This window comes from Qipengyuania sp. ABI-127-1 (assembly GCA_022953095.1).
Classification (GTDB): Bacteria; Pseudomonadota; Alphaproteobacteria; order Sphingomonadales; family Sphingomonadaceae; genus Qipengyuania.
In genome coordinates, this window is record JALJCR010000001.1 from 439,166 (window position 1) to 452,214 (window position 13,049).

13 protein-coding genes are annotated in these 13,049 nt (G+C 64.3%); 9 read left to right on the forward strand and 4 right to left on the reverse strand.

Annotated features, from left to right (window positions below; all coding sequences use genetic code 11):
- The first annotated feature begins 132 nt into the window (after positions 1-132).
- Positions 133-480 carry an ArsC family reductase gene (locus MUY37_RS02125; RefSeq protein ID WP_499193824.1) on the forward strand — a complete coding sequence of 116 codons (348 nt, stop codon included), beginning with the start codon at positions 133-135 and terminating at the stop codon, positions 478-480.
- Positions 459-1,493 carry a glycerophosphodiester phosphodiesterase gene (locus MUY37_RS02130; RefSeq protein ID WP_499193825.1) on the forward strand — a complete coding sequence of 345 codons (1,035 nt, stop codon included), beginning with the start codon at positions 459-461 and terminating at the stop codon, positions 1,491-1,493. Before MUY37_RS02125 ends, MUY37_RS02130 begins: the two co-directional genes overlap by 22 nt.
- Here the strand turns inward: MUY37_RS02130 and ubiG are convergent.
- The gene (gene ubiG, locus MUY37_RS02135) at positions 1,474-2,244 is read right to left on the reverse strand and encodes a bifunctional 2-polyprenyl-6-hydroxyphenol methylase/3-demethylubiquinol 3-O-methyltransferase UbiG (RefSeq protein ID WP_499193826.1); all 771 of its coding nucleotides are present in this window, start codon (positions 2,242-2,244) and stop codon (positions 1,474-1,476) included. The genes MUY37_RS02130 and ubiG overlap by 20 nt on opposite strands.
- A 53-nt stretch (positions 2,245-2,297) precedes the next feature.
- On the opposite strand from ubiG, the gene MUY37_RS02140 reads away from it, so the two are divergent.
- From MUY37_RS02140 to purU, 4 genes are all read left to right on the forward strand, one after another.
- Positions 2,298-3,578, forward strand: coding sequence for an aspartate kinase (locus MUY37_RS02140; RefSeq protein ID WP_499193827.1), 1,281 nt, complete (start codon positions 2,298-2,300; stop codon positions 3,576-3,578).
- On the forward strand, positions 3,575-4,747 hold the full coding sequence (gene purT / locus MUY37_RS02145; protein WP_499193828.1) for a formate-dependent phosphoribosylglycinamide formyltransferase: 1,173 nt from the start codon (positions 3,575-3,577) through the stop codon (positions 4,745-4,747). The genes MUY37_RS02140 and purT overlap by 4 nt, the downstream gene beginning before the upstream one ends.
- 48 nt (positions 4,748-4,795) lie before the next feature.
- The gene (locus MUY37_RS02150) at positions 4,796-5,812 is read left to right on the forward strand and encodes an NAD(P)H-dependent flavin oxidoreductase (protein WP_499193829.1); all 1,017 of its coding nucleotides are present in this window, start codon (positions 4,796-4,798) and stop codon (positions 5,810-5,812) included.
- Between the two features lie 103 nt (positions 5,813-5,915).
- Positions 5,916-6,770 (forward strand): formyltetrahydrofolate deformylase, encoded by an 855-nt coding sequence (gene purU / locus MUY37_RS02155; protein WP_499193830.1) that lies wholly within the window; start codon positions 5,916-5,918, stop codon positions 6,768-6,770.
- A 12-nt stretch (positions 6,771-6,782) separates the two neighbouring features.
- Here purU and MUY37_RS02160 read toward each other — a convergent pair whose 3' ends face one another.
- Positions 6,783-7,580 carry a LytTR family DNA-binding domain-containing protein gene (locus MUY37_RS02160; protein WP_499193831.1) on the reverse strand — a complete coding sequence of 266 codons (798 nt, stop codon included), beginning with the start codon at positions 7,578-7,580 and terminating at the stop codon, positions 6,783-6,785.
- Positions 7,581-7,745: 165 nt separating this feature from the next.
- On the opposite strand from MUY37_RS02160, the gene MUY37_RS02165 reads away from it, so the two are divergent.
- Positions 7,746-8,273 (forward strand): DUF2306 domain-containing protein, encoded by a 528-nt coding sequence (locus MUY37_RS02165; RefSeq protein ID WP_499193832.1) that lies wholly within the window; start codon positions 7,746-7,748, stop codon positions 8,271-8,273.
- On the opposite strand, the gene MUY37_RS02170 is transcribed toward MUY37_RS02165, so the two are convergent.
- Complete coding sequence (locus MUY37_RS02170) at positions 8,274-10,445, reverse strand: PQQ-dependent dehydrogenase, methanol/ethanol family (RefSeq protein WP_499193833.1); 2,172 nt, start codon at positions 10,443-10,445, stop codon at positions 8,274-8,276.
- A gap of 164 nt (positions 10,446-10,609) precedes the next feature.
- Here MUY37_RS02170 and MUY37_RS02175 point away from each other — a divergent pair, with 164 nt between their 5' ends.
- Both MUY37_RS02175 and MUY37_RS02180 read left to right on the forward strand, forming a co-directional pair.
- Entirely contained in the window at positions 10,610-11,617 is a 1,008-nt protein-coding gene (locus tag MUY37_RS02175) for an SPFH domain-containing protein (protein WP_499193834.1), read from the forward strand.
- 11 nt (positions 11,618-11,628) lie between these two features.
- Positions 11,629-12,096: an NfeD family protein gene (locus MUY37_RS02180; RefSeq protein ID WP_499193835.1), complete on the forward strand. Its 468-nt coding sequence runs from the start codon at positions 11,629-11,631 to the stop codon at positions 12,094-12,096.
- A gap of 1 nt (position 12,097) precedes the next feature.
- Here the strand turns inward: MUY37_RS02180 and MUY37_RS02185 are convergent, their stop codons facing one another.
- The gene (locus tag MUY37_RS02185) at positions 12,098-13,048 is read right to left on the reverse strand and encodes a complex I NDUFA9 subunit family protein (RefSeq protein ID WP_499193836.1); all 951 of its coding nucleotides are present in this window, start codon (positions 13,046-13,048) and stop codon (positions 12,098-12,100) included.
- Between the last annotated feature and the right edge of the window lies 1 nt (position 13,049).

Here is a 13,049-nt window from a genome sequence, read left to right on the forward strand (position 1 = left end):
CCAACAGGTTAGTGACATGCGCATGCGGCGGCGATTCCTTTCTCCAGAGCCTGGGACATGCGGCCCCTTCGACCCCGGCGCTTTTTCAACCCGGGCCGCCTGCCCCGTGGTTCAACCTTCAGGACAAGCCACTTGACCATCCATATCTACGGCATCCCCAATTGCGACACCGTCAAGAAGGCGCGCAAATGGCTCGACGCGCGCGAGCTCGACTACACCTTTCACGACTACAAGAAGGAAGGTGCCGATCCCGCGAGGCTCGCCGACTGGATCGAGGTCAAGGGTGTCGATACCGTGCTCAACCGCCGCGGCACAACCTGGCGCAGGCTGCCGGAGGAGGAGAAGGCCGATGTCGATGCGGCCAAGGCCGTCAAATTGTTGCAAGATAACCCTTCCATGATCAAACGACCCGTCGTCGAACATGACGGCACCCTGCTGGTCGGTTTCAAGGAAGACGAATGGTCCGCGCACTTCTCCTGATCCTTGCGGCGCTGGCCGTCCCATTGGCGGCAGCGGCGACGGCGCAGGACTTCATAGTGATCGCGCATCGCGGGGCCAGCGGCGAACGGCCCGAGCATACGCTGGCAGCCTATGAGCGCGCGATCGATCAGGGGGCGGATTACATCGAGCCCGATCTGGTGGCCACGAAGGACATGCAGCTCGTCGCCCGGCACGAAACGGAGATTGGCGAAACGAGCGACGTGGCGAGCCGCGAGGAGTTTGCCGATCGCAAGCGCTCGAAAACGATAGAAGGGCGGCTGGTCACTGGATGGTTCGCCGAGGACTTCACACTCGCCGAATTGCGCAGCCTGCGCGTGCGCGAGCGGCTGCCGGACCTTCGCCCCGGCAATGCGCGTTTCGACGGCCTCTATCAGATCCCCACATTCGAAGAAATCGTGACGCTGGTGCGCGCGAAGCAGACGGAAACCGGGCGACCGATCGGCATTTATCCGGAATTGAAGCACCCCACCTGGCTGTTGCAAGAGGCGGGAATCGATACGGTCGATCTGCTCGCCACCGCCCTGCGCAAAGCCGCTCTCGACGATGCGGACGATCTGGTTTTCGTGCAAGCCTTCGAGGTCGGGCCGCTCAAGCGGTTGAATGCGCTGGTTGAAACCCCCCTTGTGCTGCTGATTTCATCCCAAGGCGGCCCCTATGACGAACCCGCGATGAGCTGGGCTGATATACTGACCCCTCGGGGCCTTGCCGAAGTGGCGGCCTATGCCGATGGAATTGGTCCGCATCTCGGCCATGTCCTGTCAGCCGATGGCACTCCGACTGGCCTTGTCGGTGACGCGCATGCGGCGGGCCTAAAGGTCCATCCCTGGACGCTGCGCAAGGAGAACGCCTTCCTGCCGCCCGCGCTGCGCCGTGGGGATGGGCAGGGCGCGGCGGGCGATCTGGGCGCGCTTGCGCGCATGGTGCGCGCCGCGGGCGCAGATGGCGTATTTACCGACGATCCGGCGCTGGTGCTCAGCGCGCTCGGGCGGTGACGATATAGTTGAGCGCGAGGTCGCCGGACAGGTGCAGGCCCTTGGTGGGCGAAAAGCCTATGCCTTTCGGATCGTCCATTTCGAGCCCGGCTTCGCCGAGCAGTTCGCCCAGTTCTTCGGGCGTGATGAAATCGTCCCAGTGATGCGTGCCCTTGGGAATCAGCCCGATGCCTTCCGCAGCGCCGATCATCAGCAGACGCGACTGCGGCGTGCGGTTGGGAGTGGAAAGAACCATGAGCCCGCCCGGCGCAAGCCTGGCGGCGAGCGCTGCGACGAAGGCACGCTTGTCGGCGACATGCTCGATCACTTCCATCGCGGTGACGAGATCGAAGGTGCCGATGTCGAGGCCGCCGATCTCGCCCGCGATATAACGGATATCGAGCCCTGCACCTTCCGCATGAAGCGCGGCGGCCGCGACATTCTCCGGTGCTGCATCGACCCCTGTCATCTCAGCGCCCAGCCGCGTGAGCGGTTCGCATAGCAGGCCCGCACCGCAGCCGACATCGAGCGCGCTCTTTCCGGCAAGCGGGCGGCGCGCTTCGATATCGCCCGCCCAATGCAGGTCGATCGCTTCGCGCAGGAACTTGAGACGCACCGGGTTGAGCCGGTGGAGCATGGCGGATGAGCCCTTCGGGTCCCACCAGTCCTTGGCCAGCCTGCCGAAATGCGCGGCCTCGTCGGGCCGGATCGTTGGGCCGGAATTTGTGCTTGCCGAAGTATTGCTACTCGGCTGCGTGGTTGCATCGCTCATGCGCTCTGGCTAGCAGCCGTATCCCGGTAATTCCAGCACGGAGACCCCAGCGCTTGGCCCGTATCGTGATGAAATTCGGCGGCACCTCCATGGCGGGGACCGAGCGTATTAGGCGTGTTGCGAATATCGTGCGCAAACAGGCGGCGCGCGGGCACGAGGTCGCGGTGGTGGTTTCCGCAATGGCAGGCGAAACTGATCGGCTGGTCAATTTCTGCCGCGAGGCCAATGCGCTCTACGACCCGGCGGAATACGACGTGGTCGTCGCCAGCGGCGAGCAGGTGACCAGCGGTCTGCTGGCGCTCACACTGCAATCGCTGGGCTGCAAGGCGCGCAGTTGGCTCGGCTGGCAACTGCCCGTGCGCACAGTCGAAAGCCATTCCAAAGCGCGTGTCGAGACGATCGATTCCGCGGCACTGATCGAAGCGCTTGAAGCAGGCGAGATCGCCGTCATTCCCGGGTTCCAGGGCGTTTCCGAAATGAACCGCATTACCACCATGGGGCGTGGTGGGTCGGACACATCGGCGGTGGCCGTTGCGGCGGCGATCAAGGCCGATCGCTGCGACATCTATACAGATGTCGATGGCGTCTACACCACCGACCCGCGCATCGTCGCCAAGGCGAAGAAGCAGAAGGCGGTGACCTATGAGGAAATGCTCGAGCTCGCGAGCGTGGGGGCCAAAGTGCTCCAGACGCGCTCGGTCGGGCTCGCGATGAAAGAGGGCGTGCGTGTGCAGGTTCTCTCAAGCTTTGTCGGCGAGGATGCCATCCCTGCCGATGAACACCCCGGCACGATGATCGTGTCGGAGGAAGAAATGAACGAACTGGTGGAGAAAGGCGATATGGAACGCCAGCACGTGACCGGCATCGCGCACGACAAGAACGAGGCCAAGGTGATCCTCACCCGTGTGCCCGACAAGCCCGGCGCGGTCGCCCACATCTTCGAACCCCTGGCCGCGGCCAGCATCAATGTCGATATGATCATCCAGAACGTCGGCCGCGACAAGGGTGAGACCGACGTGACCTTTACCGTTCCGCAGGCCGACCTCGCGCGTGCGCAGGCGCTGCTCGAGGACAAGCGGGAGGATATCGGCTTCAATCGCCTCATCACCGACAGCAAGATCGCCAAGATCAGCGTCGTTGGCGTCGGCATGAAAAGCCATGCGGGCGTCGCCAGCACGATGTTCTCCGCCCTGGCCGATCGCGGAATCAACATTCAGGCGATCACCACCAGCGAGATCAAGGTCAGCGTGCTGATCGACGAGGACGAAACCGAATTGGCGGTTCGCGTGCTGCACACGGCGTATGGCTTGGATGCCGCGGACGAGGCGGCGTGAGCCACACTGCGAGAATCCTTCTGCTCGGCTCGGGCGAGCTGGGGCGCGAATTCGTGATCTCGGCCAAGCGGCTCGGGGCCTATGTGATCGCCTGCGATGCCTATGACGACGCGCCCGCGATGCAGCTGGCCGATGCGCGCGAAGTGTTCTCCATGCTCGATGGCGAGAAGCTGCGCGAGGCGGCGGAGAAGCACCGGCCCGACTTTATCGTCCCCGAGATCGAGGCGATCCGGACCTCGGTTCTCGCCGAGTTGGAGGAGGAAGGCTTTACCGTCGTCCCCTCGGCGCGTGCCGCGCAGTTGACGATGAATCGCGATGCGATCCGCGACCTCGCGGCGAACGAGCTGGGCCTCGTCACCTCGAAATACCGCTATGCCAAGAACCTCGAAGAGGTGATCGCGGCAGCACAGCACACCGGCCTTCCCTGCGTGATCAAGCCGGTCATGTCCTCCTCCGGCAAGGGCCAGTCGACCGTGCGCCGCGAAGAGGATCTGGAGGCGGCCTGGGACTATGCCCACGCCAATATGCGCGGCGACCGGCAGCGCGTGATCGTCGAGCAGTTCGTCGATTTCGATTACGAGATCACTCTGTTGACCGTGCGGCACAAGACCAAAGACGGGGGTTGCGTCACTTTCTGCCCGCCCATCGGCCACCGGCAGGAGCGCGGCGACTATCAGGAAAGCTGGCAACCGACGCCGATGTCCGATGCTGCCATCGACAAGGCACAGGTCATGGCGAAAACGGTGGTCGACGATCTGGGCGGCTATGGCCTGTTCGGTGTCGAGTTCTTCGTGAAGGGCGAGGAAGTGATCTTCTCCGAGCTTTCGCCGCGTCCGCACGATACCGGCATGGTCACGCTGGTCAGCCAGAATCTGACCGAATTCGATCTCCACGCCCGCGCGGTGATGGGCCTGCCGATCCCTGCCGAGTTGCGCGCGCGCCCGGCTGCCAGCGCCGTCATCCTTGCCGAGCGCGACAGCGCCAAGCTGTCCTACGAAGGCCTCGCCGAAGCCATGGCCGAAGGCGCGGACCTGCGTATCTTCGCCAAGCCCACCAGTCGTCCTTATCGCCGGATGGGTGTGGCGCTGGCGACGGCGGGCGACACCGATGCCGCCCGCCGCGCCGCGCGCGATGCCGCGCACAGGGTGCGGATCGTTTACGGCGATTGATGCATCCCGGCTTGCCGTAGCGGCGAGCCGGGCTTAAGCGCGCCTGCCATGAGCGACTATCCCAAGACCGCCCGCCTGATGCAGCGCGGTGCAGACTTCCTCGGAAGCGAAACAGCGATCCTGTGCGGCGCGATGAGCTGGGTTTCCGAACGCAATCTCGTCTCGGCCATTTCCAATGCGGGCGGCTTCGGCGTGATTGCCTGCGGGGCGATGACGCCCGAGCTGCTCGACACCGAAATCGCCGAAACGAAGAAGCTCACGAGCAAGCCCTTCGGCGTCAACCTCATCACCATGCACCCGCAGCTCTTCGAGCTGATCGAAGTGTGCAAGAAGCATGGCGTGGGCCATGTCGTGCTGGCGGGCGGCATCCCGCCCAAGGGCAGCGTCGAGGCGATCAAGGGCGGCGCCAATCCCGCCAAGGTGATCTGCTTCGCCCCCACGCTGGCGCTGGCCAAGAAGCTGCTGCGTTCAGGCGCCGATGCGCTGGTGATCGAGGGCATGGAAGCGGGCGGCCACATCGGCCCCGTCTCAACCAGCGTGCTGGCGCAGGAAATGCTGCCCGAACTGGCTGAGGACCACCTGATCTTCGTGGCCGGTGGGATCGGGCGCGGTCAGGCGATCGCGGGCTATCTCGAAATGGGTGCGGCTGGCGTCCAGCTCGGCACGCGCTTCGCCTGTGCGACCGAGAGCATTGCCCATCCGGACTTCAAGAAAGCCTTCTTCCGCGCCAATGCCCGCGATGCGATTGCCAGCGTGCAGGTCGATCCGCGCCTGCCTGTGATCCCCGTTCGCGCGCTGAAGAACAAGGGCACCGAGGAGTTCACGAAGAAACAGATCGAGGTCGCCGGTGTTCTGGACCGCGAGGAAATCGCGATGAACGAGGCCCAATTGCAGATCGAGCATTACTGGGCCGGGGCGCTGCGCCGCGCGGTGATCGACGGCGATGTCGAGAACGGCAGCCTGATGGCGGGCCAGTCGGTCGGCATGCTCAAGGAAGAGGAGCCGGTCGCGGCCATCATCGGGAAGCTGATGGCGCAAAGCGAGGAAGCGCTTACCCGGCGCTGAGGCGTTGCTCGGCGGTCCGGGATAGCCGTCCAAGCCTCCATTGCTCCGGGGCAAGCCGGATTGCGCTTGCCTTGGCAGGGGCCATGGAGCGAGGAGGGGCGCCATGACACAGCCACTGGTCTTGACCCTATCCTGCACCGACCGCCCGGGTATCACCGCGCGCGTAACCACTTTCCTGTTCGAACGCGGCGGCAATATCCTCGAAGCGCAGCAATTCAACGACCGCGCCAGCGACGCCTTCTTCATGCGCGTCGAGTTCGATCCCGGCGCCACGCCGCGAGAATCGATCCGGAACGACTTCGCGGCGCTCGCGCAAGAGTTCGGGATGGAGTGGAAGCTCGCCCTGCGCGACCGGCCGCGCCGCGTGCTGATCATGGTCAGCAAGTTCGACCATTGTCTCGCCGATTTGCTCTATCGCTGGCGCATCGGCGAACTTTCGATGGAGCCGGTCGCCATCGTGTCCAACCACCCGCGCGAGGCGATCGAGCACACCCATCTGGGCGACATCCCTTTCCACCACCTGCCGATCACCCGCGACACCAAGGCGCAGCAGGAGGAGCAGGTGAGGGTTATCGTTCGAGAGACCGGGGCCGAGCTGGTCGTGCTGGCCCGATATATGCAGATTCTATCGGACGATCAGGCCGCCTATTTTGCCGGGCGGTGCATCAACATCCACCACAGCTTCCTGCCCGGGTTCAAGGGCGCCAAGCCCTATCACCAGGCCTATGAGCGCGGGGTGAAGATGATCGGCGCCAGCGCACACTATGTCACCGCCGATCTCGACGAGGGGCCGATCATCCACCAGGACGCGGAAAGCATCAGCCACGCCGATACGCCCGACGAGCTGGTCCGAAAGGGCCGCGACATCGAAAGCCGCGTGCTGGCCGAGGCTGTACGGCTTCACCTGGAAGAACGCGTGCTCCTCAACGGCCAGCGGACAGTCGTCTTCCGCGGTTAGCGTGCCGCAAGCTTAGCCAGCGAGCCAGCCAGCTTCGCGCAGCGATGCCACTTTATTCCGGCTCACCGGAACCGCGATCCCGCTTGCGAGCGACAGTTTCACATCGCGCCCCTCGCGCCGGTGTCCACGAACGGCCGATTTCGCCACCCACCAGCCGCGATGCACCCGCATGCCTTTGTCCGAAGGCATCAGCGCGGTTGCCTCGGCAAGAGTGATCAAAACCAGCTCGCTGCGCTGTTCGGCATGGGCGCGCACGTAGTGGTCCTCCACCGACAAGGCGATGAGCGGCGGAAACCCGGCGGGCAGGCGTTCGTGCAGGCGGGTCCCGGCGACCCCGGCAGGGTCGGATTCTGAAGCGTTTTCAAGAGCACCCCCCTCTATTGATACGGGCACGGGTACGACGCCTTCGGTTCCAGGAGCCCTTGCGTAGATTACATAGAAGAGTGCGAAAAAGCCCATCCCGACCAGGATTGTCGAAGGCCATGTCCGGGAGAAATTCTCCCCGAATGCCAAAGCGCTGCCACCCTGCCACCACAACAGCGCCCACGCGATCATTGCTGCGCCGAAAGGGATCGCGAATGCGTATCCCCAAAGCCTTGCAAGGCCAAAAAGCTTGGCCGAAGCGGCGCCGACCTGTGCGAGCACTTGCATAAGCACCCACGCGGCAAGGAATCCGCCGATCCAGTAAGCGAGCCGCGCCCCTAGCGCCATCTCGCCAGGGCCGAAGGGATTGAGGATTGCAACCAGGGCGCCGATTGCTGAAATCACGCCAGCCTCGCCCTTGATCCGTTCGGCAGCCGAAAGTCGCAAGTCGATCAGCTCCCCGAGCGGTCCGCCGCAGGACCATCCGCGCAGAGGAGGGACGGCCCGCGTATCGCACGGACAATGCGCGCAGATACGCTTGGCACAGGGGCGACGGTGGCGAAACTGGGCGCGATTTCAAGCATCTCCCCTAATCTAGCGCGAGCCAACACCATGAAACAAGACACCATCCTCACCCGGAAGAACGCTATGAGCGTCGCGGGAATGGCGCTCATCACCGCGCTCATCACCCTCGTCCTGATGGCGCTAAGTGGCCTCACTGGGGGCTATTCCACTCAAGGGGCAATGGAGCGTTCAGGAGCGATCACGCTGCCAATCATCGTCCATCTGTCTACGGTAATCCCAGCGGTGCTGCTTGGGCCGGTCGTCTTGCTGCGCAAGAAAGGTGACGCATCGCATCGACTGCTCGGGCGGACATGGTCCGTGCTGATGCTCGTGACAGCAATTGCTTCGGCCTTCATCCACGCACCGGGCGGGGGTATTCTTGGAACGGGCTATAGCCCGATCCACTTCTTCACTCTCTGGACGCTCATCTGCATCCCCCTTGCTGTCTGGCTGGCGCGCAAGGGTCACATCGACGAGCACCGCCGCATGATGGGCGGGCTCTACGTCGGACTGCTGGTCGCAGGCGCCTTCAGCTTCATTCCCGGGCGCTTTATGGGGAACTTGGTATTCGGCTGATCAGCGCTGCGCGACCCGGTTGGCCGCGCGGGCGTTTTCCATTTCCTTGTCCTCGTTGGCGCGCTGGATGACATAGGCGCGGATGGCCTCGATCTCCGCAGGCGTCAGCGAACCCTTGAAGCTGGCCATGCCATTATCCTGCAGCGCGCCCTCATGGACGATCTGCTGCCAGGCCTGCCGGTTGTCGAGCGCACCCGATCGGCGCAGGTCGGGTAGCACGGTCGATCCGACAGCGCCGGGAGCGTGGCAGACCGCGCAATAGCGGGCGTATTTGGTGCGGCCGAGCGCAATGGTCTTGGTGCTTGCGCGGCTGGGCGGCGGATCGAGCGGCGCGGCGGCAAGTTCGGGTGCGGGCGGCAGCTCCGCCTCACCGCCCAGCTTGAAGACCAGCAGGCGGCTGATGTTGCGTACCGGGTGCATCTGGTCGATCAGCGTCCCGTCGGCGGTGATCGCGAAGGCGCCTCCCCATCCGGCCAGCACGGCGACATATTGCTCGCCGTTCACGGTGTAGGTGATTGGCGGGGCGACCACGCCGGTCTGCGCCGCAAAGCTCCACAGCTTGTTGCCGGTCGAGCTGTCATAGGCGGAAAACTCGCTGCCCGAGTTGCCCTGGAACACCAGGCCGCCGCCGGTCGCCAGCACGCCGCCGTTCCATGGACCGGGATGCTCGACGGTCCATTTGGCTTCCTGATTGACCGGGTCCCACGCGATCAGCCTGCCCTTGATCGTGCCCTGAACCTCGCGGCGAAAACCCATGTCGGGCGGCAGGTCGCCCGCGCCGATATCGAAACCGATGTTGAAGCCACGCTTGCGATCGGGCTTCCAGCCGGCTTCCGGCGCATAGAGCATCGCCGCCTCGAAGGCGGGGATGTAAACGAGATTTTCGCCCGGGTGATAGGCCATCGGATGCCAGTTGTGGCCCCCCAGTGGCCCCGGCATGACGAGAGCGGGCTGGCCGGTCACATCGACGCGTGTTTGCGGATTTTCGATCGGGCGACCGTTCTCGTCCATACCCGTTGCCCAGTTGAGCGGGATATAGGGCTCGGCGCTGATGAATTCGCCGGTCGCGCGGTCGAGCACGTAGAAGAACCCGTTCTTGGGCGCCTGCATCAGCACCTGCCGTGCCCGCCCGTCTATCTCCATGTCGGCGAGCACGATGTGCTGCGTGGCGGTGTAATCCCAGGTCTCGCCCGGCGTGGTCTGGTAATGCCAGACATATTCGCCGGTATCGGGCCGGATCGCGACGATGCTGGAAAGGTAGAGATTGTCGCCTTCGCCCGTGCCGTCCGCGCCTGGGCTGCGATAGGCCCGGTTCCACGGGGACCCGTTGCCGACCCCGAAATAGAGCAGGTCGAGTTCGGGATCGTAGGCCATCGAATCCCACACCGTCCCGCCGCCGCCGATGCCGCTGTCACCGGTCAGCACATCGCCGCTCCAGGTCTCGGCTGCGGTCTTGAGGTAATCGGGCGCGTCCCTGCCCTCGTCACCGGGCACGGTGTAGAAGCGCCACAGCTCGTCGCCATCCTTGGCGTCATACGCGGCGATATAACCGCGCACGCCGAATTCGGCGCCGCCATTGCCGATCAGCACCTTGCCGTCGATCACGCGGGGCGCGCCGGTGATCGAATAGCTTTGCGATTGGTCGACGGTGACCTTCTCCCAGAGCATTTCGCCGGTATCGCGATTAAGCGCCACGAGTCTTCCGTCGAGCGTGCCGAGGAACAGCTGGTTGCCCCAGGCGGCAAGGCCCCGGTTCACGACGTCGCAGCAGACCTTGACACCGGTTTCGCCGGGCACTTGCGGATCGTAGCTCCACAGCGGTTCGCCCGTGGCAGCATCGAAGGCGAAGACCTTGCTCCACGCGCTGGTGACATAGAGCTTGCCGTCCATCACCAGCGGCGTCGCTTCCTGCCCGCGCGCGGTATCCATATCGGCGAACCAGGCGAGCCCCAATTCGCCGACAGTCTCGCGGTTGATCTGGTCGAGTGGGGAATAGCGCTGTTCGGAATAGGTCTTGCCGTGCGTGATCCAGTTGGCTGGATCGTCGCCTGCATTGACCAGACGGACATTATCGATCCCGCCTTCGGTATTTTCGCTCGTCGCCATGTTGCATCCGGCCAGCGCCCCGGAAAACCCAAGCGCGGCCAACGCCGCCCAACCGATCCCTCGCATCATCCTCTCCCCGGCGACATTTGCGTCGCTCTTCGCAACCTATCCTGACGCGCCCGCGCGGGCTTGTCCATATGGCGGCAACTTGAGGCGAAGTGCCTTGATCCGCTTTCGCTTGCCGTCAGCCCTGTGCGCGCTACCATGCACGAGATCATAGGAGGGTCGAGATGCTGGGTGGTTCGCTAGTTCTGATATTGCTGGTGCTGCTGGTCGTGCTGTTCCTGATAATGGGCGTGCGCGTGGTGAAGCAGGGTTTCGTCTATACCATCGAACGGCTGGGCAAGTTCACCATGGCGGCCGAACCGGGGCTGCACCTGATCATCCCCTTCATCGATCGCGTCGGGCACAAGATCAACATGATGGAGCAGGTGCTCGACATCCCGGGACAGGAGATCATCACCGCCGACAACGCCATGGTCGGGGTCGACGCGGTGGTGTTCTTCCAGGTGCTCGATGCGGGCAAGGCGGCCTATGAGGTGTCGAACCTCTACCAGGCGATCATGGCGCTCACGACCACGAATCTTCGCACCGTCATGGGCTCGATGGACCTCGACGAGACGCTGTCCAAGCGCGACGAGATCAATGCGCGGCTGCTCTCGGTGGTCGATCACGCCACCTCGCCTTGGGGGGTCAAGATCACCCGCGTCGAGATCAAGGATATCCGTCCGCCGGTCGACATCTCCGAAGCCATGGCTCGCCAGATGAAGGCCGAGCGTCTGAAGCGCGCCGAGATCCTTGAGGCGGAGGGCGACAAGACCAGCTCGATCCTGCGCGCCGAAGGACGCAAGCAGTCCGCCATTCTCGAGGCCGAAGGCAAGCGCGAGGCCCAGTTCCGCGATGCCGAGGCGCGTGAGCGTGCCGCAGAGGCAGAGGCGAAAGCGACCGAGATGGTTTCCAATGCCATCGCCTCGTCGGGCAATCAGGCGATCAATTATTTCGTCGCGCAGGAATACACCAAGGCGGTAGGGAAATTCGCGGACAGTCCCAATGCCAAGACCATTCTGTTTCCGGTCGAAGCCACACAACTGATCGGTTCGCTCGGCGGGATCGGCGAGCTGATCAAGGGTACGTTCGACAATGTCGAAGGCACGGTCGATACCGGCAGCCCGATCCCTCCGAGCCGCGATCCGGCGCCCGTGCGGCGGCCCAGCGTGCCGCGCTCGCGCGATAGCTAGGCGTTCGGGCGATGGATGGCGTCGAAACCTATTGGATCTGGCTGATCGTCGGCCTGACGCTGGCCATGCTGGAAATGGTGGTGCCCGGGGTTTACCTCATCTGGCTGGCAATGGCAGCGCTGGGGATCGCGGCGCTGGTCTTCGTCTCCGCGCCGCCGCTGGCCTTGCAGATCGTTGCCTGGGTCTCGCTGTCGCTGATCTTTGCTTTTTCGGCCAAGCGCTGGCTGCGTGATCGCCCGATTGTCTCCTCCGATCCGCTGCTCAACAACCGCGCCGGGCGGCTGGTGGGCGAGACCGCGCTGGTGACGCAGGCGATCGCCGATGGGGAAGGGCGAGTGAAGGTGGGTGACAGCGAATGGATCGCGCGCGGCACGGATGCCGAGGCGGGCACGCGAGTCCGCATTACCGGCAGCAGGGGCGCGGAACTGCTGGTCGAGCCCGTGGCGCTGCTCGGGGACGACAGCGCCGCCGAGGACTAGCTCAGGCGCGCAGCCGCTCGTTGAAGCGGCCATGCTTGCGATAGCGGACCATCCACCTGTCGAGGAACAGGCCGAGCGGCTTGGGCTCGATCCCGAACTTGGCAAAGCCCGGGCAGTCGCCCGAAGCCACATTGCCCTGCTTGAGCAGTCTCCACTGGTCGCTGCCCATCGGCGTGCCAGGCAGCGCCGCGAACACTGCGGAAAGTCCGTCGGGCATCGGCAGGAAGCTGCGCTTGCGGTTTTGCGCTGCCGCAATCGCCTCGTTGATTTCCATCATCGAAAGCTGCTCGGGTCCGCCCAGCTCGTAGGTCTTCCCGCCATGCGTGCCCGGATCTTCGAGCGCGCGCACCGCCGCTTCGGCGACGTCATCGACATAGACCAGCTGCAGCTTCGAGTCGGGGGCGAAGACCGGCAGCACGGGCAGCGTCGAAATCAGCCCGGCGAACATGTTGATGAAGTTGTCGTCCTTGCCGAACAATATGCTCGGGCGCAGGATCGTGGCTGTGGGGAAGGCGGCCAGGACCCGCTCTTCACCGAGCTTCTTGGCCCCGGCATAGGCGATTTCGGTATCCTCGTCGGGCTCTGCGGCGATCGCGCTGACATGCACGAAGGCGCGGGCACCCTCCTGTGCGGCGGCCTCGGCCATCCAGCCCGGCGCCTCGCCCATCAGGCGGTAAAGATCGCCATCGAACGCACCGACCAAGTTCACGACGGCATCGGCGCCGGCCATGCAGCGTGCGACCGACTGGCGATCGCTCGCATCGCAGCGCGCGAACTGCATCTGGCCAAGATTGGCGAGTGGCTTCAATTTGAATGCTTTTTCGGGGTTGCGGCTGGCGATGCGTACCCGCGCGCCGCGCGTCAGCAGCGCCTGCGCCACGTAATTGCCGATGAAGCCGCTGCCACCCATCAGCACCACCAGCTTGCCGTCCAAAGCGCCGCTCTTAGCCATC